The sequence below is a fragment of the Dyadobacter sp. genome, from assembly GCF_051859145.1.
In the GTDB taxonomy this organism is placed as follows: domain Bacteria; phylum Bacteroidota; class Bacteroidia; order Cytophagales; family Spirosomataceae; genus Dyadobacter.
Map to the genome: position 1 here is coordinate 1 of NZ_JBHYGF010000235.1, position 23,995 is coordinate 23,995.

The 23,995-nt window shown below is 47.8% G+C and carries 18 protein-coding genes; 5 read left to right on the top strand and 13 right to left on the bottom strand.

What is annotated here, in order from left to right:
• From ACTIE6_RS14390 to ACTIE6_RS14405, 4 genes are all read left to right on the top strand, one after another.
• Nucleotides 1-907: NAD(P)/FAD-dependent oxidoreductase (locus ACTIE6_RS14390; protein WP_439557304.1), on the top strand; the 907-nt coding region annotated here is incomplete at its 5' end.
• Between the two features lie 308 nt (nt 908-1,215).
• Nucleotides 1,216-2,871 carry a DUF885 family protein gene (locus ACTIE6_RS14395; RefSeq protein ID WP_439557324.1) on the top strand — a complete coding sequence of 552 codons (1,656 nt, stop codon included), beginning with the start codon at nt 1,216-1,218 and terminating at the stop codon, nt 2,869-2,871.
• Between the two features lie 51 nt (nt 2,872-2,922).
• Complete coding sequence (locus ACTIE6_RS14400; RefSeq protein WP_439557305.1) at nt 2,923-4,371, top strand: APC family permease; 1,449 nt, start codon at nt 2,923-2,925, stop codon at nt 4,369-4,371.
• Nucleotides 4,372-4,376: 5 nt separating this feature from the next.
• Nucleotides 4,377-5,930, top strand: a complete 1,554-nt coding sequence (locus ACTIE6_RS14405; RefSeq protein ID WP_439557306.1) for a M20/M25/M40 family metallo-hydrolase — start codon at nt 4,377-4,379, stop codon at nt 5,928-5,930.
• Nucleotides 5,931-5,958: 28 nt separating this feature from the next.
• Here ACTIE6_RS14405 and ACTIE6_RS14410 read toward each other — a convergent pair whose 3' ends face one another.
• The 8 genes from ACTIE6_RS14410 to ACTIE6_RS14445 all read right to left on the bottom strand — a co-directional run bounded on the left by ACTIE6_RS14410 (nt 5,959) and on the right by ACTIE6_RS14445 (nt 16,097).
• Entirely contained in the window at nt 5,959-6,330 is a 372-nt protein-coding gene (locus ACTIE6_RS14410) for a type II toxin-antitoxin system VapC family toxin (RefSeq protein ID WP_439557307.1), read from the bottom strand.
• A complete protein-coding gene (locus tag ACTIE6_RS14415) occupies nt 6,330-6,563 on the bottom strand; it encodes a hypothetical protein (protein ID WP_439557308.1) in 234 nt (77 codons plus the stop codon). Before ACTIE6_RS14415 ends, ACTIE6_RS14410 begins: the two co-directional genes overlap by 1 nt.
• 46 nt (nt 6,564-6,609) lie before the next feature.
• Nucleotides 6,610-7,992: an aminopeptidase P family protein gene (locus ACTIE6_RS14420; RefSeq protein ID WP_439557309.1), complete on the bottom strand. Its 1,383-nt coding sequence runs from the start codon at nt 7,990-7,992 to the stop codon at nt 6,610-6,612.
• Between the two features lie 89 nt (nt 7,993-8,081).
• The gene (locus tag ACTIE6_RS14425) at nt 8,082-9,662 is read right to left on the bottom strand and encodes a RagB/SusD family nutrient uptake outer membrane protein (RefSeq protein WP_439557310.1); all 1,581 of its coding nucleotides are present in this window, start codon (nt 9,660-9,662) and stop codon (nt 8,082-8,084) included.
• 19 nt (nt 9,663-9,681) lie between these two features.
• Nucleotides 9,682-12,675, bottom strand: a complete 2,994-nt coding sequence (locus ACTIE6_RS14430) for a SusC/RagA family TonB-linked outer membrane protein (RefSeq protein ID WP_439557311.1) — start codon at nt 12,673-12,675, stop codon at nt 9,682-9,684.
• 138 nt (nt 12,676-12,813) lie between these two features.
• Nucleotides 12,814-15,114: a prolyl oligopeptidase family serine peptidase gene (locus tag ACTIE6_RS14435; protein ID WP_439557312.1), complete on the bottom strand. Its 2,301-nt coding sequence runs from the start codon at nt 15,112-15,114 to the stop codon at nt 12,814-12,816.
• Nucleotides 15,115-15,393: 279 nt separating this feature from the next.
• Complete coding sequence (locus ACTIE6_RS14440) at nt 15,394-15,942, bottom strand: hypothetical protein (RefSeq protein WP_439557313.1); 549 nt, start codon at nt 15,940-15,942, stop codon at nt 15,394-15,396.
• Nucleotides 15,939-16,097, bottom strand: coding sequence for a hypothetical protein (locus ACTIE6_RS14445; protein WP_439557314.1), 159 nt, complete (start codon nt 16,095-16,097; stop codon nt 15,939-15,941). Before ACTIE6_RS14445 ends, ACTIE6_RS14440 begins: the two co-directional genes overlap by 4 nt.
• Before the next feature lie 334 nt (nt 16,098-16,431).
• Here ACTIE6_RS14445 and ACTIE6_RS14450 point away from each other — a divergent pair, with 334 nt between their 5' ends.
• Nucleotides 16,432-16,677: a hypothetical protein gene (locus tag ACTIE6_RS14450; protein ID WP_439557315.1), complete on the top strand. Its 246-nt coding sequence runs from the start codon at nt 16,432-16,434 to the stop codon at nt 16,675-16,677.
• A 65-nt stretch (nt 16,678-16,742) separates the two neighbouring features.
• On the opposite strand, the gene ACTIE6_RS14455 is transcribed toward ACTIE6_RS14450, so the two are convergent.
• The 5 genes from ACTIE6_RS14455 to ACTIE6_RS14475 form a co-directional block, all read right to left on the bottom strand.
• Nucleotides 16,743-17,012 carry a hypothetical protein gene (locus ACTIE6_RS14455; protein WP_439557316.1) on the bottom strand — a complete coding sequence of 90 codons (270 nt, stop codon included), beginning with the start codon at nt 17,010-17,012 and terminating at the stop codon, nt 16,743-16,745.
• A 4-nt stretch (nt 17,013-17,016) separates the two neighbouring features.
• Nucleotides 17,017-17,469 carry a DUF6934 family protein gene (locus ACTIE6_RS14460; protein ID WP_439557317.1) on the bottom strand — a complete coding sequence of 151 codons (453 nt, stop codon included), beginning with the start codon at nt 17,467-17,469 and terminating at the stop codon, nt 17,017-17,019.
• Nucleotides 17,470-17,559: 90 nt separating this feature from the next.
• Nucleotides 17,560-19,137 carry a glycoside hydrolase gene (locus tag ACTIE6_RS14465; RefSeq protein WP_439557318.1) on the bottom strand — a complete coding sequence of 526 codons (1,578 nt, stop codon included), beginning with the start codon at nt 19,135-19,137 and terminating at the stop codon, nt 17,560-17,562.
• Between the two features lies 1 nt (nt 19,138).
• A complete protein-coding gene (locus ACTIE6_RS14470) occupies nt 19,139-20,359 on the bottom strand; it encodes an NRAMP family divalent metal transporter (RefSeq protein WP_439557319.1) in 1,221 nt (406 codons plus the stop codon).
• A 16-nt stretch (nt 20,360-20,375) separates the two neighbouring features.
• Nucleotides 20,376-23,995: hydantoinase B/oxoprolinase family protein (locus tag ACTIE6_RS14475; RefSeq protein WP_439557320.1), on the bottom strand; the 3,620-nt coding region annotated here is incomplete at its 5' end.

Genomic DNA, 23,995 nt, shown 5'->3' on the forward strand with positions numbered 1-23,995 from the left:
CAGCAAGAAATTGTACGAAGAACTTGCGCAGGAAGAAGGTTTTAATTTCGGTTTGGAAGAAAAAGGCATTTTGATGCTTTACAAAACCGAGAAAGCAGGAGAGGAAGAAATCCACGTTGGCAAAGACGCGCAAAAGCTTGGGCTGGATGTGGAAATGCTTTCGAGGGAACAGGTGCAGGCAATCGAGCCGGGTTTGAAACTCGACGTAGCCGGTGCGGTGCATTACCATTGCGACGCACATTTGTACCCGACTGCATTGTTTAACCAGCTTTTGAAATTTATAAAATCAAAAGGCGCAAAGGTTGTTACCAAAGCAGAAGTTACTGGCTACTCCATCCAAAATGGCGAGTTAAAAGCGGTTGAAACTTCGCAAGGCAAATTCGAAGCCGATCTTGTGATTATGACAGGAGGTACCTGGCTGCCGCAGCTTGCAAAGCTCGCCGGGCTTTCCATTCCTGTTATGCCGGGCAAAGGCTATTCGTTAATGGAGTCCAATACCGCGCATCCGATTGTACATCCTGCATTGCTGATCGAGGCAAGAGTAGCTGTAACCCCCATGAACGGACAAGTTCGCTTTGGAGGAACCATGGAACTTGCAGCGGTAAATGATAAAATCAATATGAACAGGGTGGAAGGAATTGTGAATGCAATCCCCAAATACTACCCGGAGTTGAATGTAGCTGTTCCGCCGAAAGACAGGATATGGTACGGTTTCCGCCCCTGCTCCCCCGACGGACTTCCTTATTTAGGTTATAGTAAAAAACTAAAAAACCTGATCGTAGCAGGCGGCCACGGCATGATGGGAATCAGCCTCGGCCCCGCAACAGGTAAAGTAGTAGCAGAACTAGCCGAGCGCAGTGCTACTTCGGTAAGTACGGTGTTATACGATCCGGAGCGGTATAGTTGAGATGTCGCCCTGGGTTTAGCAGGCGCAACATAAGCTGATGTAGTAGCGTTGTCGCACGTTGCTTCGACTGCGCTCAGCATGACAAGTCAAGTAAGTATGCTTTGTCACCCTGAGCGCAGTCGAAGGGCAGGCACCACGCCAAACACATAGCATTTTCCTAACCTTTAAACCATACCCCACCATTGAAAAAGCACTACTACACCCTGCTTTTCAGTTTGGCGTTTGCCTGCATTGTTGGCAGCGAATCCGCTGCCCAGAAATCCCAATTCAACCTTTATGAACAAACCAGCGAAGTGGCTGGGCTGGTGATGCAGTATGATGAGGATATGAAGGTTGTTACCTCTTTTTATTCTCCCATGCTCGTGCGCGGGCGTGGTTTTGCGGCGGCTCAGCCTGTGCTCAATGCGCCTGAGCAGCGCAGGAGGCTGAATGAAGTCGATAAAAGCTATCTTGATAAACTCGCAAAGCTGGACTTCAATGCAATGAGCATTTACGGGAAAGTCGATTATATTTTGTTAAAAAGAAATATTGACGATCACCTGCTGACTTTGGCAAATGAGGAAAAGGAATATGCACAGATTACGAAGTACATTCCATTCGCCGATCCCATTTACAATCTTGAAAAAACACGTCGGCGCGGCGGGAAAATTGACGGGCAAAAGGTATCAACGGAGCTGAATGATGCATTCAAACAAGTAACTGCCTCTGCCGAAGCTTTGAAAAAAGTGGAATCCATTGATATGCCACTGGCTACCCGCGGTGAGCAGGCAGTTAACGGGCTCAGTACCCGCTTGAAAGGAGCTTATGAGTTTTACAATGGATACGATCCGCTGTTTTCGTGGTGGGTACCCAAGCCTTATCAAACCCTGGACAGTGCATTGACTGCCTACGCAAAGGCGATCAAAGCAAAAGGGAAATTGAACACCACCCAAAAAGAAGATAAAAGCGGCATCAAAGGTGTACCGATCGGTCGCGACGAACTGATCCGGCAGCTGGGCGTGGAAATGATCAGCTACACGCCGGAAGAACTGATCGAGTTGGCCAACAAAGAATTTGCCTGGTGTGATAAGGAGCTGCTGAAAGCTTCGCAGGAAATGGGTTTTGGTAAAGACTGGCAAAAGGCGCAGGAAAAGGTGAAAAACAGCTACGTGCCCGCCGGCGAGCAGCCCGAGCTGATCATGAAGCTTTACAACGATGCAAAGGAATTTATTACCAAAAACAAACTTTACGAATACCCGGAGATCGCCGACGAAACCTGGGGAATGCAAATGATGTCGCCCGAGCGCCAGCTGATCAATCCGTTCTTTCTGGGTGGCCGCGATATTATCATTTCCTACCCGACCAATACCATGAACCACGAAGACAAGCTCATGAGTATGCGCGGCAATAACCCTTATTTTTCAAGATCAACAGTCCACCACGAGCTGGTGCCCGGCCACCATTTGCAATACTATATGCGCAGCCGCTATAAAAGTTACCGTGGGGAATTTGGTACGCCGTTCTGGACAGAAGGCTGGGCGCTGTACTGGGAGCTGCTGTTGTACGATAAAGGTTTTGCCAAAACACCCGAAGAGCGGATCGGGATGCTGTTCTGGCGGATGCACCGTTGCGCGCGCATTATCTTCTCGCTTAATTATCATTTGGGTAAATGGACGCCGCAGGAATGCATTGACTTCCTGGTTGACAGGGTAGGGCACGAGCGCGCGAATGCGGAAGGCGAAGTGCGGCGCTCGTTTCAGGGAAATTATAGTCCCTTGTACCAGATCGCCTATCTGATCGGCGGCTTGCAGCTTTTTAGTTTGAAAAATGAATTGGTAGATAGCGGCAAAATGACTTTCCAGCAGTTTCACGACGCAGTAATGAAGGAGAATAATATGCCGATTGAAATGGTGCGGGCGACGTTAACAGGTCAGCCATTGCAGCGCGACTTCAAAACCAAATGGAAGTTTTATAGTTTCAAATAATATTGTAGCTTACATTTTGTAACAAACCGCCCTTTAAAACCTGAATCCTTTATGTCGCCGGAAACGCCCGCTGAACCTGTTGAAGAAAAAACCTCGTTTAAACCCTCACTAGGACTTATGGACGCGACGATGCTGGTCGCTGGCAGTATGATCGGGTCGGGGATATTCATTGTAAGTGCAGATATAACGCGAAATACGGGTAGTGTTGGCTGGCTGATGTTTGTGTGGCTGATCACCGGTTTTATGACGCTTACTGCTGCATTGAGTTACGGTGAGCTGAGCGCGATGTTTCCAAAGGCGGGCGGCCAGTATGTTTATTTAAAAGAAGCTTACAATTCACTGGTCGGCTTTCTGTATGGTTGGAGCTTTTTTACAGTAATCCAAACTGCGACAATCGCAGCAGTAGCAGTTGCATTCGCCAAGTTCACGGCTTATCTGCTGCCGATGTTCAGTGAAGATCTGGTCGCTTTTGATCTCGGCTTTATCAGGATTTCACCCGCGCAGCTGCTCTCGCTCGTGCTCATTGTGCTGCTGACGTTTATTAATACACGTGGTGTAAATGGCGGCAAAATCATCCAGACTACATTCACTTTGACCAAGCTGCTGAGCTTGCTGGGGCTGATTGTTTTTGGTCTGCTTTTCATGAAACCCGAAATCTGGGCAGCCAACTGGGACTCGGCGACAATGTGGGATTTACATAAACTGAACATCGACGGCAGCATTGAATCCTACACTACAATAGCTGCATTCGGCGCAATTGCTGCTTCCATGGTCGGTTCTATTTTCAGTAGCGATTCGTGGAATAATGTAACTTTCATTGCGGGAGAAATCAAGAACCCGCAGCGCAATATCGGGCTAAGCCTTGCATTGGGTACTATCATCGTAACTGTGATTTATTTGTTGACCAATGTCATGTACACTGGCGTTTTGTCCTTGCAGGAAATCGCGTCTTCGGATAAAGACCGGGTGGCCGTAACAGCCTCTCACGTCATTTTTGGGAATGCCGGGACAATCATTATCGCGGTTATGATCATGATTTCGACATTTGGGTGTAATAACGGGCTCATCATGTCAGGGGCGAGGGTTTACTATTCCATGGCGAAAGACGGTATGTTTTTCAAAAAAGTCGCTACGCTGAACAAGAACTCGGTGCCTGAATTTGGTCTGTGGATCCAGTGCGTCGTGGCCTGCTTGTGGAGCCTGAGCGGTAAATACGGGAATTTGCTGGATATGATTTCGTTTGTTGTAGTAGTATTCTATATGCTCACCATTATCGGAATATTCATACTAAGAAAGAAAATGCCAAATGCGCCTCGTCCGTACAAAGCATTTGGCTATCCATTCCTGCCGATCATTTACATTCTCATGGGAGTCGCATTCTGCGTGCTTCTTATTATTTACAAACCAGAATATACCTGGCCGGGACTGATTATCGTGCTGCTCGGCATTCCGGTCTATTATTTTATTGGTAAAAAAGACATCACAACAGACGTACCCTGACTTTTATGAAATCCGCATTCTATTCGCTCTTACTGCTTTTTCCCGGCTTTGCGTTTGCGCAGGAAATGGACCAGGCTGCAATTGCCAAAATCCGCAAGGAAGGTCTTGAAAACTCGAAAGTAGAAGAGATTGCCCACCAGCTTACGGACGTTTCCGGTCCGAGACTTACGAATTCTCCCGGCTTCCAGAGAGCTGCGGACTGGTCGATAGGTGAAATGAAAAAGTGGGGCTTACAGAATGCGCGACTGGAAGAATGGGGCGAGTTCGGGAAAGGCTGGCAGGTGGAAAAAAGCTACCTGGCGATGACGAAGCCTTACTATATGCCATTTATCGCAATCCCAAAAGCCTGGACTTCCGGTACCTCCGGGCCGATCAAGGGAGAGGTAGTGGTGGTAGATATCCAGAACGAAGAAGACCTGAAAAAATATGCAGACGGAAAGCTTGACGGCAAGATCGTGCTGACAAAAGGAAACGCCAGCACAGACCCGAGTTTCACGCCCGACGCCAAGCGGTATACCGCCGAGGAGCTTGAAAAAATGACCAATTCTGTTCCATTCGGGCAGAACAACTTTACTCCCGAACAAGCTGAGCGAATGCGGACGATGCGCTCTTTCAGGAGCCGCGTGGATAGTACATTGAAATCACAAAAGGTAAAGCTGGAACTTGCCGGCCGCACGGGCAAGCACGGCACATTCTTCACAAGTAACGGCGCTTCTTTCAGAGGTAATGCGCCACTCGCCGGACCTGCCTTTGAGCTGGCACCCGAGCACGCAGGCCTTGTAGCCCGTTTGGTGGAAGATGGTATCCCGGTCACATTGGAAGCGGAATCAGCTACTACCTTTTTTGATAAAAAATTAACAACTGGCAATGTAATCGCCGAAATCCCCGGTACGGACCCTAAGCTGAAAGATGAAGTAGTAATGCTCGGCGGCCACCTCGATTCGTGGCACAGCGCGACCGGCGCTACGGACAATGCGGCGGGTTGTACGGTGATGATGGAGGCTGTCAGGATATTGCAGGCAGCCGGTTTGAAGCCGCGCAGAACGATCAGGATTGCACTTTGGTCTGGTGAAGAGCAGGGTTTGTACGGGTCACGGTTTTATGTGAAAAATACATTCGGAGATATGGAAACGATGAAGCTGCTCCCGGCGCACGAGAAACTCTCCGCTTACTACAACATTGATAACGGTACCGGCCGCATTCGGGGGATTTACCTGCAAGGCAATGAGGGAGTACGCCCGATTTTTGAAAAATGGCTCAATGCATTTTCCGATATTGTCGACCACCCGACAGTCACTTCGCGCATTACCGGCGGCACAGATCACCTTGCATTCGACGCGCTGGGTTTACCAGGTTTTCAGTTTATTCAGGATGGGATTGAATACAATACCCGCACGCACCATACCAATGCAGATACTTACGAGCGCCTGGTCATGGACGATCTGAAACAAATGGCGGTAGTGGTAGCTGCATTTGTGTACAACACAGCCCAAATGGACCAAAAGATCCCAAGAAAACCGATGCCCGCGCCACAGCCGCAGCCGGGAAGCAAAAGGTGACATTTTGGAAGTGTCAAGTTAGCAGCGGTCACGGAATCAGTACAAGATTTTCTATTCTCTCGAAATGCTTCCTATTCAAGGTAGCCAACGGCAAGTTGCTTGCAATTGCAGAAGATGCGATCAGAAGGTCTGCCAGCGCTATTTGTTTTCTTTTCCTTTTTAGAATTTTATTTGTCTCCACTGCTGTGTCTACAGCATTCTCGCCTAGTGGAATGACAGTAACTGCTAGGAGCACGTCCTCCCAAAATGTAAGTTGACTTTCGGTAGCTCCCGAGTAAATTTCATACTTGGTAACCACCGAAATTGCAAAGTCATAACCTTCCCTCACCAGATTGACCCAGGCTGATTTATTCTTATCCGTTTTCCGGTAAAAATCAATCAGGATAGATGTATCAATCATTAGTGTTTTTCTCGCCATTGATTGATTGCTTTCCTGTTTTTTTCAATGGTTTCAAGCTGCTTTTTTGTTGCCGTAGGGCCGTTAAGGAGCAATTTTTCCAAATCAGACCTGGTGCTACTTTCTTCCTTTGAACTAGCTTCAATCTCTTCCCTGAGGCGCGTAAGCTGAGATTTTGGCAGTGCTTTGACAGCCTCAACTAGTTGATCGAATGATATGTCTACCTGTACTTGCATAGATCAAATTTAACAAATTTTATCCATTTATCTTATCAGCTGAGGTTCACCGCAACGCTTCCACTTCCGCTACTTCCTTCGGCAAATGCTTTCCTAAGATCCTGTTCCCTATTTCCGTGATTACCAGGTTATCTTCAATGCGGATTCCGGTGAAATCCCGCAGCATTTCCAGTTTGTTGTAGTCAATAAAATCCACCAGTTTGTTCTCGGCTTTCCAGCGGTCGATTAAGGTTGGGATTAAATAAAGTCCGGGTTCGACGGTTACTACAAAGCCTGGTTCCAGCGCGCGGCCCAGGCGCAGCGATTTCCAGCCGAACGTGGTTCCTTTCACCAGATCGTCGGTATAACCTACATATTGTTCACCCAGGTTTTCCATATCGTGCACATCCAGCCCGATCATGTGGCCCAATCCGCATTGAAAAAACAAAGTATGTACATCTTGCTCTACTGCCTCTCCCACGTCGCCTTTTACTACGCCAAGTAATTTCAGTCCTTCCAGCAATTTTGTCGCCGCCAGTTTATGTACATCTTTAAACAAAATACCGGGCTTGCAGGCTTCAATCGCTGCATTCTGTGCATTCAGCACGATCTGGTACATTTCCCGTTGGAGAGAACTGAATTGTCTCCCCATTGGAATAGTGCGGGTCAGGTCGCCGCAGTAGCGCATAGCGGTTTCGGCACCTGCGTCGCACAAGCCCATTTGCCCTTCCTGCATTACCAAATCGCGGGTGTGCGTGTGCAGGATTTCTCCATTTACAGTGAGGATAATGGGGTAAGAAATGTCTCCGCCAGCTCCGATCGCAATGCTTTGCAGCTTCCCGGCCACCTGTTTTTCTGTCATCCCCGCGCGGGCATTGCGCATGAAATCCAGGTGCATATCCACCGAAGTATCCACCGCCTTTTCCATTTCAGCAATTTCTTCGGCAGTTTTGTAATTCCGCATTGAGACCACAGCCTTAATTAAAGTCACGGAAACCTTCTGTGCCGCTTCGGAAGGAGATACCTGCAACCAGTCCTGCAATTTTAAATAGTGTTCGCCTCGATAGGGTGGGAGGAAATGTACGGGCTGTTTTCTATCTAAAGCATTTTTTAAAAAACTGTCCATTGCCGAAAGTGGCCGCACCTGTGTGACTCCCACTTTTGCAGCTTTGTCCACCAGCGGCTCCTTTGGCCCCGTCCACACGATATCGTCGATCGTAAGTTCATTCCCGAAAATGATTTCCTGATCATTATCAATGTCAATCACCGCGTGAATGGAAGCAATATCCAGTCCGAAATAATACAAAAAAGTACTGTCCTGCCGAAATGGATAAACATTGTCGCGGTAGTTCATTCCCGATTCTTCATTGCCGAGCAGCAGGATCAGGCCGCTGCCTACTTTGGTTTTCAATTGCGTGCGTCTTTGTATATAGGTTTCCTTAGGGAACATAACTCGTGGTGTTTAATGAAAAAAATCTTGCTCTCGAACATGAAGTTTTTGAGCAAGATTAAAACTACTAACCTAATCAGAATTTATTATCAGTAACCCGGATTTTGTTTCAGGTTCGGGTTTTTGTCAATCTCATTTTGCGGGATCGGGAACAATGCGCGCTGCTGTGCCTGCGGCCGGTGGTTAAACCATTTTTTGGTTTCGTATACACCAAACCGTATCAAATCCTGCCGGCGGTGTGCCTCCGCTGCAAACTCCCAGCCCAGCTCATCCAGGAACCGGCCGAATTTCACATCTTCGCCGCCCTGGCGTTCTGTAATCGTACCGTCGGCAGCCTGGTAGCCGTAGTTATACTTGCTGCCTTTTGCGAGGTCGGCCGCTGTTACGGTTGCTTTCGCCGGATTGGCTTTGAATGCGCGTGCCCGTACCTGCGTCACCAGTGCCGCGGCTTCTGCCGCCTTGCCGGTGCGCAATAATGCTTCTGCCTTGATCATCAAAACATCCGCGTAGCGCAGGAATGGGAAATCATTATCAAGACTGCCCGTTGCATTCGGCTTGATCTTGTATTTACCAATGCGGTAACCGTCGCTCGAAGCCGTTTTGTCCATTCCGGGAACTGTTTTGGAATAGGTAATTACCACTGCGCCGGTAGTTGCATTCTTCTGCGGACCCATAATCCAGCTATCTGCTAATCGCCCGTCTTCCGGATCGTAAGTGTCGATAAATTGAGGTACCGCGCAGTTGCCGCCCCATGGACCGGCATTCATCGGGTACACCGAGCGGCTGAGCGGATCGAGCGTTTTCATGTGGATCTGGTTTCCGGTTCCATAAATTTCATCGTAGGGAATTGCGAAAATGATCTCTTTGGAATTGAAATTCGTCCACGTAAAAACATCCGAATAGTTTGCGTCCAGCACATATTTCCCGCTAGCGATCACCTCGTCTGCCTGCGTAATTGCATTCGCCCACTGCGGTGTTCCGGTGTATACTTCGGCGTTCAGGTATATCTTTGCCAAAAGCGTTTTCGCACCCCAGCGGTTCATTTGTCCGTAAGTAGTACTTGCATTGTCGCTCAGGTTCGGCATTACCTCCGTCAACTCTTTTACCACAAAATCATAAACCTCTTTACGCGTGCTTTGTTTCGGCAGGTTAATGTCTTTGAAATCAGTAACAATGGGGACATTTCCATGATTATCAAGCAAAAGATAATAGGCAAATGCACGCACAGCCCGCAGCTCGGCTACAATCTGATCTTTGCTCGTAGTCAAAGGGATTTCACCGCCTTCAATTTGTGACAAAACCCTGTTGGCCGTAGTAATACTGCGAAATGCACTCTGCCACGCATTCTCAGGCTGCCACTGCAACGAAGTCCACGTGTGCTGGTGCATCCGGCGATAGGTACCACCATCGTCCCAGCCATTCGGGCGCACCGGCGTGATGATCGCGTCGGCTGCTTCTTCCTGCAAATCGAAGTAGCCCTGCCAGCCCAGCATCAAGCTGCGCAGTGAGGAATAAACAGGCGCTACAATGGCGGGTAAGTCTTTTTCCGTAGGCTGGTAAGTACTCGCCAAAACTTCCGAATACACTTCCTCATTCAAATCGGTACACGACAAGGTAGCCGCGCCGAGCATGGAAGCTAAAATGATGTATCTGGTGGATTTATTTTTCATTGTTTTCAAGATTTTGGGATCAGAAGTTTACACTTAGGCCGGCTGTGAAAGTGCGGGTAGTCGGATACTTATCGCGCTGGTCGCTGCCAGGGAAAAAGCCGGTCATGGACACACCCTCAGGGTCAATTCCAGTATACTTGGTGATCGTGGCCAGGTTCAGTCCCGATACGAAAACGCGCGCATTCTTCATTCCTTTGATCAGATTCACAGGCAGTGTATAACCCAGTGTAATGTTGTCGATTTTCCAGTAATCGCCTTTTTCAATGTAGTTGGAAACATAAACCAGGTCCGTATTCAGTACTTTTCCGTCGATCGGATCGTAGGCGGTTTTCAGCATATTGTAAGCTTTGTTCCGGGGGTTGTTGTAAAACATGCTTTGGAAGTTGAGGATATCAAATCCGAATGCACCACGCATATTCAAAGCCAGGTCGAAGCTTTTGTAGCGTACCGAGTTGTTCCAGCCCACAACGTGTTTTGGGATACCATTTCCATAGTACTGGCGATCTTCCGGCTTCGCATCTGCGATCGGGATAATCTCGCCGTCTTTGTTTTCCACCAGCCAGGCGCCTTTATCATCTACACCCACCGATTTCCACACAAAGAACCTGCCGATCGGCTCGCCCACTTTCACGCGGTGCGTAGCCACCTGAATAGGCTCGCCCGTGTAACCCGCGTCAAAAAAGTCATTTGCCGCTTCAAACTGATCGTTTGAAAGACTTACAAGCTTGTTCCTGTTCGTCGAATAAGTAAAGCCGGTGTTCCATTGCAGGTTTGCAGTTTGCACAGGTACCAGGTTCAAAAGGATTTCCAAACCGTCGTTTTTCATCGTACCTGCATTGATCAGCATTGAGCTCGTCAGGTAAGGCGGAACAGGCACAGGGAAGTTGTAAAGCAGATCTTTCACTTTGCGACTGTAGAAGTCAATGGAACCATTGATCCGGTTTTTCATAAAACCAAAATCAATCCCTGCATTCACTTCTTCCTTCTTTTCCCAGCGCAAGTCCGGGTTGAAGTTACGCGCCGGGATAAATCCTGGAACCCATTTTCCACCAATGAAAGCACCTTCCGTACGACTAAAATTATAGCTGATCTGCGACAAATAAGGGGCACTCGCGATCGTACCAGTCACCCCGATACCGGCGCGCAGCTTGATCTCGTTCACACCCGAAAGTCCCGCCATGAAGTTCTCCTTGCTGATCCGCCAGCCCACAGATGCCGCAGGGAATGTACCCCACTGGTTATTGATCCCAAACCGGGAAGAACCTTCGCGGCGCACGCTCGCCATAAACAGGTACTTTTCATCCAGACTGTAAGTCAAACGGCCAAAGAAACCAGCCAGCTGCCACTTGTTCTTGGTACTTCCCATTGCAGCCTGGCCTTTTTGCAAAGCACCTCCGGCACCGAGGTTGTTCCAGTCGTAAGCGTCAGTCGGGAAATCCCAGTTGCTCGCATTGAAAGCTTCGTAAGTCGCATCCTGCCAGCTGTAACCTCCCAGCAATGTAAAGCGGTGTTTTCCGAACGATTTGGCATAGTTACCTGTGAATTCCAGCAGGTTTTCATTGTTCGCGTAAGTGCTGCGGTATGCGGTTGCATTCTGGTTGCTCAGTCGCGTTGCGGTATGGTTGAATGTCGTCGAGCCGCCTTCCAGGTTGCTGTTTTGAACATTGGAAACCAATAATTTGAAATTCAGGTCTGCGATAGGCGCATAGTCCAGACTTCCGCTCATCCGCATTTCCTTGAACTTTGCATCGTAGTTTGACTCGTTAATAAGGGAAACTGGGTTTTCGTAAAAATACCCGTCACGCTCCTGCCACCCGCCCGCTTCGGTTCTCACGCGGTCGGTTGGGTTGCGGATCATCGCCTGGCGGTAAATGTACCCGTATGCTGCATCGTTGTCAGCCGGACTCACTGCGCCGCTCGTGCTGGTAATGCGGTTGATGATCTGGATGTTTGTTTTCAGTTTATTGTCAAACATCGCGTGGTTCAGGTCGGCGCGGCCGGTGAACCTGTTTTGTCCCGATCTTAAAAAGATACCTTCCCAGTTCCGGTAGTTCACAGATCCTGTAAAATTGGTCGTGCTGTTCCCGCCAAAAAAAGTGAGGTTATGGTTGTGACTGACAGGTTTTTGCATGATTTCGTCGAGCCAATCCGTATTCCCGCCGTAATCGGTATAAGCAATTCCCTCGCCGATTCTCTGACGGTAATCGTCGCCCGTAAGCAGCTCGGGTCTGCGCGCGATGGTCTGGATATTTACATAATTGGAATACTCAACAGTCGCACGTGAAGTACCCCGGTTTTTACGGGTTGTAATCAGGATAACCCCGCCGGTGGCGCGCGTTCCATAAATCGCAGCCGCCGATCCGTCTTTCAAAACGTCCACAGACTCAATATCCTCAGGAGCGACCGTGTTCAATCCGCCCGGAATACCGTCGATCAGCACAAGCGGATCAGAGTTTCCATTGATCGAGTTGATACCCCGCAAATTGATCTGCGTATTGGAAGTAGGGGAGCCGCTGGGCGTGGTAATGCGCAAGCCAGCTACTTTTCCCTGCACCAGCTGCGCCGCGTCGCGCACAGTTCCTTTGATAAAATCTTCTCTTTTAATACTTGCCACTGAACTAGTTACATCACCTTTTTTCTGGGTACCGTAACCAATCACGACTACTTCAGAAAGCTGTTTCTGATCGGGCGCCATTTCAATGGTCAGCTCGCTCTGGCTACCTACCACCACTTCCTGGCTCACGTATCCAATGTAGCTTAATATCAAGGTCGCCTGATCAGGAATGGACAATTTGAATTTTCCTTCGATATCTGTGGCTGTTCCAATGGTATTATTTCCTTTCACAATAATAGTCACACCCGGCAGCGGGTTTTTATCCTCTGCGGATACGATCTTGCCCGAAATCTCACGCTCGGCAGCCAGCAGCTGACCGGATAATAGGCACACCAGCGCAAGACTGCAGAGCAGCCGGCGCGGTATTTCCTGGATCATTTTGGATAGTAGTCTATTCATGTTATTTGAGTTGGATGGTGGTAGTATTTACGGGTAATTAGGATTTTTACTCTCTTAAACGATGGTGTATATACGTAGTTGCAGACAAAGCGTGCTGCCTAGTGCGTTCGTGACAAAGTGTACAACTCCCCAACACCACTACTGCGTCACCGCAACCTTATTCCGCCCCGGCGGATCTACTTCCAGCAGCTTCTTCACAAAGAAATCCCGCTTCTTTCTTCTTCCGTAAGTGCCGCCGTCGCTGTGGCCCATTCCTGGGATTGTTAGCAGTTCAAAATCTTTGTTTGCTTTGATCAATGCATCTGCAACCCGGTAAGTCGATTCGGGTGGTACATTGGTGTCAGCTTCGCCTACGATCAGGAGCAGGTCGCCTTGTAATTTCGCCGCGTTGGTTACGTTCGATTGTTCGTCGTAGTGCTTGCCTACGGGGTAGCCCATCCATTGTTCGTTCCACCATTGCTTGTCCACGCGGTTGTCGTGGCAGCCGCAGGCGGAAACTGCCGCGTCGTAAAATCCGGGGTGAAAAAGTAGTGCGCCGAGTGAATTTTGTCCGCCCGCAGAGGTACCGTAAACACCCACTTTGGTCGAATCAACATAGGGATACTTTGCAGCGAGCGACTTCATCCACGCAATTCTGTCGGGGAAACCGGCGTCGGCCAGGTTCTTCCAGCACACATCGTGAAATGCCTTGGAGCGGTTGGCGGTGCCCATTCCGTCCATTTGAACTACGATAAAGCCCAGCTCGGCCATACTCTGCATTTCGCCGTAGTGCCTGAATGCTTTTGGGACAAACGAATCCTGCGGACCGGCATAGATGTTCTCGATGATCGGGTATTTTTTATTTGGGTCGAACTGGCTCGGACGGTATACAATACCCCAGATGTCCGTTTTGCCGTCGCGGCCTTTTGCCGTAAATACTTCGGGTAATTTGAAGCCCAGCGACAGATACTTCGAAATATCCGCCTCTTCCAGTTTCATCACCAGCGACGCGTCGGAAGTCTTGTGCAGCTCCATCACAGGCGGGCTCATCATCGTCGAATAAGTATCAATGTAATAGCTGCGATCCGGCGAAAATGCGAGTAAATGCGTTGCTTTTACATTGCTTGTAAGTTTTACCAACCCGCTTCCATCAAATTTAATGCGGTAATAATGAATGTGGTAAGGATCTTCTTCGGGGTTCATTCCATTGGCTCTGAACCACACTTCGCGTTTTTGCGTGTCGATACTATCAATATCGCGCACCACCCAGTCGCCTTTTGTGATCTGGTTTTTGATCTTGCCTGATTTTTCGTCAACCAGGTACAAATGCCGCCAGCCATCTTTCTCCGAAGACCAGATAATTTCGTGTTCCTTAGGCAGGTAATGCGTGAAAATCTGGTTTTGGTAAATGAATGTATTGGTCTTTTCGTCGATGATATTTTTGGTATCGCCAGTCGCTGCATTCACTTCAATGACCCTGAAACGCTGGTGCCCGCGGTCTACTTTTTCGTAGGTAAAATGCATATTATCACCTTCTCTCCACCTGATCACCGGCGCATTGAAGAAGTCGGTAACTTCCGATTTTACCTTCACGATCCCACGCGTTTTGGCATTGATCACAAACATTTCAAAGCTCGTAAATTCATCGCCCGGCTGCGCATAACCCCGCGTCTTTACTTCACCCCGCATTGTGTTTGGGACAGATGAAAGAATGTAGCTTACCTTCCTTTCTTCTTGTTTATCAATGCGATAGCAAACGATAAATGCATTGTCGGGCGACCAGCTCAGCTCTCCAAAAGGACGGAGCGGGTTGCCTTCGTAAGTGAGCTGCTGCGCGTTTTTTCCATTCGGCGCACTCAGGTAAATGTTTCCGTTTCTAACAAATGCTTTCTGTTTTTTGTCAGGAGAAACACTATCCGCACGAAACGGCCGCCACCTGCTAGACTGGCGCGTCCAGCCAATTTCTTTTGGCTCCTCTATCGCAGGTTTTTCGATTTTTTTGGCTGAATTATCTTTGGTATTGTAGGCGTACCACTTGCTTTTTGCCTGGATGTAAATCGTATTTTTTTCATTGTCAAAACGCAGGTCCTGCAACATCAGCTTCGGTGCTGAAAACGTAGTATCTGCTGCCGTCGAAAGTGCTTGCGCGATTTTTTCATTGTCAAAAGCTTTCGTCTTTTTGCCTTTAACCGGATCGACGTATATGTACTCCGTTAAGCTGTCTTTCAGAATAATTTTGTACCAAAACGACTTCCCATTTGCCTGCCAGTTGGGCTGAATGCTGGCTTTCAGCACTGAGCCTTTCGTGAGAGAATCCATCAATTCCATGTGCTTGTACGCACTTGCGATGTCAGCCTTGTCGGGCCGGTGCGCAGGCAGCTGAGCCCATGCCAATTGCGACAGCAGCGTACAGGCTGCTGATAGTTTTAAAAAGCTTTTGTTAAGAGCAAAGATGTTCATCTTCAAGGTTTTATGGGTGTTTAGGAAAGTGAAAGCAATACAAATCCGTTCTGGCTCAGCGAGCAGATTTTGGATTGTTAGAGCTTAAAATGGTATTACCCTTTTGTTATGTATTTGTAAAATTACCCGTATCGGGATACATAAACTTGGTAGAAATTAGCGGCTTTTTTACCGATATTAACTTAAATCAGCCCTAGGTTTGGCATTCGGGGTGATTTGAAGGATTATATTTGGTGAATTTGAAGAAGGGGAGAATTAATGAGACTTGCTTTCAAAAGTTTAAGCGTCTGCCAAATCCTGGTAGGTCTGGATTAGAATTTCAGCAAGTTCCCGTTCCTTGTTAAGCACGTCGGGACATTTTTTATTTACCAGGAGGTAAGCACTGACATGCGGATATTCGAAATGCTCAAATGTTATAGGCCCGATCTTGGTTGAAATTAACTGGCTATATATCCTGAATCGCTGATTATTCTTGAAATCTTCTACTCTGCCTTTCGAGTCGATACTCCTCGCGCCCGCTAATCCGAAAGACGCCGATGGATAAGTTTGTAGTAAGAGCGGAATCACCTTTGTGCATGTAATGAAGATGTTGCCCAAATCACCCCGGTTGACGATGATATTGTATTTGCGGTCACTTCGCTTGTGAGCTTTACTGTAAAATTTGAGCACAAAGACGTCTCCGTCATGATAATCTGCACGCAGAATGTAGCGCAGTTTCGTGACAGGAGAAAAGAATTTAAAAATGAGGGAAAATCGATGAGCAGTAAAATCGTTGCAAGGTTCCTTCTGAATGAATTTGAGTTCGTACCCCGGGTACTCAAACTTCAAGGTACGATGAAGGACTTGTTATTCCCGCTTCTTTTTTCCAGTTCAGAAGAGGAAAGACGTTTTCCAGTGGTAAGTTCCGGCGTAAGTTTTGTGCTTTTAACTTTATCAAGAGACTCCCATTTGAGCCTTTCGCCTTTTGAGGGTGTGGTTTTCATGCTAGTGTTGTGATTAAGTTTTAACTATACTCAATGAATAGTTGTCTAATATAGTAAAGTTAAATTTCTTTCTAAGCGGAGTTTAACAATTCTCGCGGTTCATCATCCTTTTTGCATTCTTCGCCAAAGCTGCTAAGTTTACAGCGTCCAATTTTAAGCAAGGTTAAGAAGTCGCTGTACTAGCGGCATCTATTTCTATTTGGTTTTGATATGTACACCGATAAACGGTGCCGTAACTACCGTGATGGTTTGAAAACCATCGCCTTGCTTAAGGTTGGACAACGGAAAGTGCGGCACCGTTCTTTGCTGCGCATTATGTCCAAAACTAAGCAATATGCACACAGTTCAAAATCCAATCGACCGGCAATCTGCCGCGGAAACACTTCTTGACAAATTCGTGAACGGAGACGTAGATCTCATTCAGCTCGAACGAATGCACCATGACATTGTTCTTCGGTACTTTCATCCCGGAAACGCCTGGAACCCGAGTGAGGAACACAGGTTAGAGGTGCTGTATACTGCGGAAATTATTAATACCCTTTTGAGGGATCTTTGGGAGTATGGTAGGAAAGGGGCTTAAAACGAGAAAAGGACGCGGCGAGCGTCCTTTTTGTTGTTAAATGTTGTAAAAGAAGACTGCTGAATTCACCGCTTTCTTAACTCTTTCAAATCAGGAAGTCCAGCTTGGGCCAGAAATTCCTTTGCTCTGGCTAATTTTTCAGGAAAAAAAGGTTGATTATCCAACCTGCCATTTAACTCGGGGTTGCTTGTGAAGCCCTCTGGAAGTCTTGCCCTCGTCAGCATTTCATTTGCTTTCCTTAGTTGTTCAGGAAATAAATTCCTTCCTGCAAATTTTTCGAGAGTCTCGTCCAGTACAATGTCCTCGTTTCTGAATTTCAGATCTTTCGTTTTCATAGCATCAATTGTTTGTCTTTTTACGGACCAGAAATCCTTTGTAATGTACTCCGGTCATAAACTCCTCCCACTCATCATCTTCGTTATAGCCAAATATACTAAAATCTTCAAGGATCTCAGGCAGGTTGTTAGATATAACGATCTGATACAGGCGTGTACGGGAGGAAGTACTGCCAGTAGCCAGAACCGCAGCTGTTGGGTATTGAGTAAAGAAGGAATAAAGGGTAGATGCAACAGTGATTAAAACCTTTTTGCTATCTCCATTATCCGATCTCGCGAGATCATCAAGATCATTTGAGACTGGATCAAAATCTCCAAATGCCAGATTGTAAATACTCGGTATTTCTGTTTGAGTATACTTAACAACTTTAAGAATTGAACCTTTGAGGCCCTCGCTTTTAAATTTATAAATTGAAAATAGTTGTTCAGACTGATAGGAATATTTAGCATGTTTCATGTTTGGCAAAACTATCAGCTGCCTGCACTTAATCACTATCCCTTGCTTGTTCAATTTTCAAACGGCATCGTTAAGAAATTCACCGGTAACCTACTCCCGCTCCAAAACCACCGTCACCAACCCCCGCGCAGGCAGCCGCACACCTTTCCTCCAATCCTTACCTTTCCCAAATTGCATATCCACATCCTTCTCCGCCGTAGTAGTATAGCTCTCAAATTCCTTCTTCAACTTAAACCCACTCAAATCCAGTTGCAAATCGCGCAAATTTCCGGTGTAGTTAATTGCTACTAAAATGACCTGCTTGTCATTTGAATAGGCACTTACCATTACATCCTGGGCAATTTGTACGGGGGTGAGGTTGTCGTTTCGGGTTAAGTTCAGGCGGTGCATTCCGGGGCGGACGAAGCGGCTGTAATGGCCCAGTGCCCAGAGGTTTTTGGTGGCAGTTACAGTTCCATTGGTATATTCCTGGTTGGCTGGGTTTAATGCGATGACGTAGTAGCGGGTGTCGAATTCGGGGCTGCCGGGTTCCCAGCTGTTCCAGAGTTGCCAGGCGGCGGCGTTGCCGTAGACCAGGTCGTCGTGAATTACTTTGGAGAGGAACAATGCGCAGTCTATTGCCGGGATTTTACCTTTTTTGCCTTCCTTATAACCGTCGGCGAGCATGGAGTATTCGGTTTGCCAGAATGTGACGCCGTACTTGCTCGCGGTATCTGCTACTTGCTGGCGGATCGCGATGCGGGCGCTGTCGCCTTTGTCGGTGAAGTAGCTGTGGCCGCCGATTAGTTTGGGTAAATGTTTCAAATTCGTCAGTTGGGTCGGATTTGAGGAATTGAAAAATGCCTGAATTTGTCGGGTCGCGTGACCGTTTCTACCGTACAAAAAATCCAGCTGCGCTGCTTCCGTGATTAGGATTTTGGAAGTTAAGTTGTTTTTTGTCAACGCATTGTCTAGCTCTGTTGTAATCCTGGCAATGTCACTGTTGGCCCACGGAGTCCCTTCCTGCTTTGCAGGCGCTCCCGCAGGATGCGACCAGTCCCATTGCGGCTCATTGACCGGACTGATATAGTTGAAATGCAATCCTTCCTCATCAAAATGCTTCAAAACAGTCGCCAGGAAAGTTGCGTAAGCCTCGAATTTGTCGTCTCTCAAATTCGCGATGTAATCCTTCTCTGTTTTGTACCCAAGCCCATTTTTAGTAAACTGAACAGGCGGCGTATTCGAGAATGCGATCAGGTTTTCTACACCATATTCCTTCGCTTTTCTGGTAAACCATAAGTAACCCGATTGTTTGGTCCAATCGTAAGTGCCGTCAGGTTTGAGGAAGCTTTCCACACGTTTGCGAAAATCGCTGATGCCGCTGCTGTCGCCCTGCTCGGCTGTGCCGCCGCCGATGTTGAACCGCCAGGCCGATAGCCCGATCCCTTTCGGGTTTCCATTCTTGTCCTTTTCTTTGCTAAAAAGCCACTCGGCCATTTTCTCGCGGTTTTCTGCGGGCCAGTTTTTACCAATACCTTCCGAAAACCACGCGCCGGCAGCTCCGAAATTATCAATGCGCTGCGCAGTGTTTTTTGCGTCAAATTTGATAACGAGCGGTTTTTGGTTTTGTGAAAAAACAGGAGCTGCGAACAGCAGAATGGAAACTAAAAAAGCGAAGCTGCGGAACATGTTAGAAAAGTTTAAAACCCATTGCCAGCAGCACGATCACAGCAAGCCAGCCGGCAATTTGAAGAAAAAGAGAATGCTTGTAAGTGCCCACAAGCCGCACTTTGCGACTCGCTACCAACAAAATCGATAATGCGACCGGCAGCACAAATCCATTCAAAGTACCTACAAAAATGAGCACTTTCACCGGTCTGCCTATTAGAAGAAATATTACCGTTGAGATTAGAATGAAAATAATAGTGAGCCAGGTGTGGTACTTCTCAAATGCCGGATGAAACGAGCGGACGAAAGACACCGAAGTATAAGCCGCACCCACTACCGAAGTGATGGCGGCGCACCAGATCATCAACCCGAATAATAGCCTTCCAAAGCTGCCGGCTGCAATTTCAAATACGGAGGCGGAAGGATTGTCGGGATTAATGCTTGCGCCGGATAGTACCACTCCAAGCGTGGCCAAAAACAGCAGGTAGCGGATTACCGCAGTGCCCAGAATGCCCGTGGACGCGCTCCGGTTTACAAGTGAAAGGTCTTTTTCGCCGCCTAATCCAACATCGAGCAGGCGGTGTGCACCTGCGAAGGAGATATAGCCGCCGACGGTCCCGCCAACCAATGTCAAGGCGGAAATGGAATCGAATTGTTCAGGTATGAAGGTATGAATGGCGGCTTCGCTGATGGGCGGGTTTGAGGTGAATGCGACATAGAGGATCAATGCAATCATCACAAATCCCAGGATTTTGGCAAAAGTATCCATGACGCTGCCGGCTTCTTTGAACAGGAAAATCCCGATTGCGATTGCCGCACTGACCGTCGCGCCGACTTCTACTGAAATGCCCGTCATCGCCTTGATCCCCAAACCCGCGCCGGCCACATTGCCAATGTTAAAAGCCAGGCCGCCCACGACGATTAAGAATGCAAGTAAATAGCCGAGTCCGGGAAAAAGTTCGTTCGCAAGATCCTGCGCACGTTTGCCGGAGACGATGATGATTTGCCAGATGTTGTATTGAACGCAGAGATCAATGAGAATGGAAATCAGGATGACGAATCCGAAACTGGTTGTCAGTTGTTGGGTGAAAACAGTAGTCTGCGTCAAAAAGCCCGGCCCGACGGCTGAGGTGGCCATTAGAAATGCTGCGCCTAGAAGTTTGCTTTTGTTTTTCATTTTTGTTTTGCCACGAATGCACCGCAGCGGCGGACCGTGAATGTTCACGAATGCTTTCGTGTTCATTCGTGTCTTCGTGGCATTAAGAATCACCCCAACCCCCACCACCAGGAGTTTCAATCACCAAAATATCATTTTCAACAACTTCTAAACTGCATATACCCGGAAGCTCGGAAATCTCGTCGCCAGAAATCAAAGTATGCCTCCCGCACAATCCAGCCGCGCCGCCTTGAAGTCCGTAAGGCGCCTGCTTGCGATGTTGACCCAGCAATGTGACCCGCAAAGGTTCAAGAAACTGAATTTTACGAACAATGCCATCGCCGCCGCTAAACTGACCTTTGCCACCGGAATTTTTGCGAATGCCAAATTCAAGCAATCGCACGGGATACTTGCGTTCGAGCTGCTCGGGATCGGTGATGCGGGTGTTGGTCATGTGCTGGTGCACTGCGGAACGTCCGTGAAAACCCTTTCCTGCGCCGGTACCACCACCAATTGTTTCGTAATAGCCAAACTTTTCGTTCCCAAACAGGAAATTGTTCATGGTACCCTGACTGCACGCGGCGAGCCCGAAAGCTTTCAGCAAAGTATCCACCAGCCGCTGACTTACCTCCGTATTTCCACCCACCACAGCCGGACATTCAAACGGATCATCAGAAAAGTCAGGATGCAGAAAGCTGTTCTCAGGAAGCTTAATTTCAACCTCTTTCATTAACCCATCATTCAACGGAATTTCCTTTCCAACCAACAATCGCAGCACATACAAAATCGCACTGTACAGAATCGAAATGTTCGCATTCAGATTATTAGGATGCACATTGGAAGTTCCGGTAAAGTCAAAAAGCTGCTTGCCGGGCTGAATGGAAATACTTACCTGGATCTGATGCCCGTCGTCGAGGTATTCCGTTGCTTCAAATTCCTTTCCAAGCAGCGGTTCCATTGCAGTTTGCAATTGCCGGGCCGCAGTTTCTTTAAGCATTTGCATGTATTTTTTTAGCGCTGCCAGTCCGTGGGTATCGGCAAGTTTTAATAGCTGCTCGCTGCCTTTCCGAAGTGCCGAAAGCGCGGCAACAATATCAGCTTCGTTGGACAAGAATGACCGGGTAGGATAGGGACTTTCACAAAATAACTCCCGCATTTTCTCCCATTGATATTCACCGGATTTAACCAGGTACTGAGGCAAAATCACAACTCCTTCCTCAGCCAGACAAGTTGCATCCGGCGGCATCGAACCCGGCGTTTTTCCTCCCACTTCCGCGTGGTGCGCGCGGTTGATTACATAGCCGATGCATTCATTTTCATTTGTAAAAACCCCAGAAATCAACGTAATGTCAGGCAAATGCGAGCCGCCGTAACGCGGGTGGTTGGTAATCACCACATCGCCCGGACCAATTTCAATTGCGTCCAAAACCAATCTCCCGCAAATGCCCATACTGCCCAAATGCACCGGGATATGCTGCGCATTCACGAGCAACTCGCCTTGCGCGTCGAGCAGGGCACACGAAAAGTCAAGACGCTCTTTTACATTCACTGAAAATGCAGTCCGTTGCAGCTGGACACCCATTTCTTCCGCAATTGCTTTGAAGCGATTTGTGAAAAGTTGTAATGCAACTTCTTCGCTATGTTGCTCCTTTTTAAAAGTTTGATTTTCGGTTTTAAAAGTAATTGCATCCTTATTTTCCTGAATTATCAATCGCCAGCCAGCTGGAATGTAAGTGGTTGAAGTATTGTTCAGCAAAATGGAAGGACCGTCGATTTGTTCTCCGGGTGAGAGCAGGTCCCATTCGTAAATTTCGATGGTTGTATTTGGGTCAAAATAGGGAGTCAGCTTTTTCGTTGCAGCGACTTTTTCTCCTTTTCTCCTGATTTCTTTTGGATCAAAATGCGGCGCAGCTTCCTGGATTTTCAGTTTTACACTTTCCAGTTCCACAATCATATTTTCAGGATAATAGCCGAACTGCGCGCGATAAGCATTTTCAAAAGCCAGCGAGGTTTCTTTTCCCTGATAAGGTATTTCAAGTACATTTTCCTGACCTGAAAAACGGAGATAGCAGTTGAAAAAAGTAGTTTCAAAAGCATTTATGCCCTGCATTTTCAATTTCTCCGCGCCCATTGCAAATAGTTCTTCCTGGATAGCGCCTATTTGCGAATGTACTTCCTGCCAGGGTTGCAGGATTTGTCTGGGCACGATCGTACTCACCAGCGCCTCGCCCATTCCGACCGCACTAAAAAGTCCGGCATCGTAAGGGATGATAACAGTTGAAATCCCAAGCAACTCAGCAAGCTGGCAGCTGTGCAGACCGCCCGCTCCACCAAAAGTAATAAGTGCAAAATCGGCCGGACTGATCCCTTTTTCAACTGAGATTTTCCGGATCGCGTCCGCCATTTTCTCATTCGCAATGCTTTCCAGTCCGGTTAATATTTCGAGTGAATGCAGGCGGTTACCTGTTTTTTCCTGAATCTCATTTTGCAATTTTTCCAATGCATTCACAGCCGCCTGCGGGTTGATCGGAATGCCGAATTTGGAAATATCCAGCTTGCCGAGCAGCAAGTTTACGTCCGTAATTGTAAGCGGCCCGCCTGCTCCGTAGCAAGCCGGCCCAGGTGAAGCGCCTGCACTTTCTGGTCCTACCTGCAACGAAAATCCGTCAAACCAGCAAACTGAACCTCCGCCGGCAGCTACCGTTTCGATTGCCAATGTCGGGTTGTGGAATTCTATCCCATCGATTTCAGTAATGTATTTCAGCTCAGGTTGACCATCGATCAGCGAAGTATCCGTGCTCGTGCCGCCCATGTCGAAGGTAATTGCTTTCGCAAAACCAAACCGCTGCGCCAGGTTTGCGGCGGCGATCATTCCGCCAGCCGGTCCGCTTAGCAGACTGTCTTTCGCATAAAACCCGCTCGCCTCGGCCAGACTGCCGGTGCTCGTCATGACTTTCAAACTCCCGGCTCCCAGCGCATTTTTGATATTGGTCAAATACCTGTCTAAAACCGGATCCAGGTAGGCATTTACAACCGCAGTCTGTGTCCTGCGCAGGTAATGTGAGAATGGAAAAAGATCAGTGGAAACCGAGATATAAGGTGCATCAGCTGCTTTAAATGCATCTGTTACCTGCGTTTCGTGTGAGGTATTTTGGTAGGAGTTTAAAAGCGAAACAGCTACTGAGTCAAATGCAGGTAAGTTTTTAAAGTCCAATGCATTTAGCTCCTCGATCACATTACCAGCTGCATCCAACCGTCCGTCGACTTCGATTACCTCGGCATAAAGCAGACTAGGTTCGGGGATATTGAGCTGAAAAAGCGAAGGCCGCTGCTGGTTCCCGATATAAAGCAAATCTTTAAAGCCTTTGGTGACAGCGAGAAGTGTTTTTGCTCCTTTTCTTTCGAGCAATGCATTGGTACCTTTTGTGGTACCGAGCCGCATTTCAATGAGCGGCAATGCAGTTTTTAATGGAGTTTGTGTTAAAAGTCGCGCAGCCAGGATCGGCGCTTCTTCTCCGGTAGTTATTTCGAAATCAACTTGCTCGTCAACAGGCAGATCGTCGCTTAATGTTAAGGTTTTCTCTATGTAATTGACAGCCGACAATTGACTGAGATATCTTGGTATTCTAAATGAATATCCGTCCAGCAGCCCAGGAGCAAAATGCCAGTTTGCTTCAAAATGATAAGTGAATGGTGCTGCTTTTCCCTTTATTTTTCCCCGCA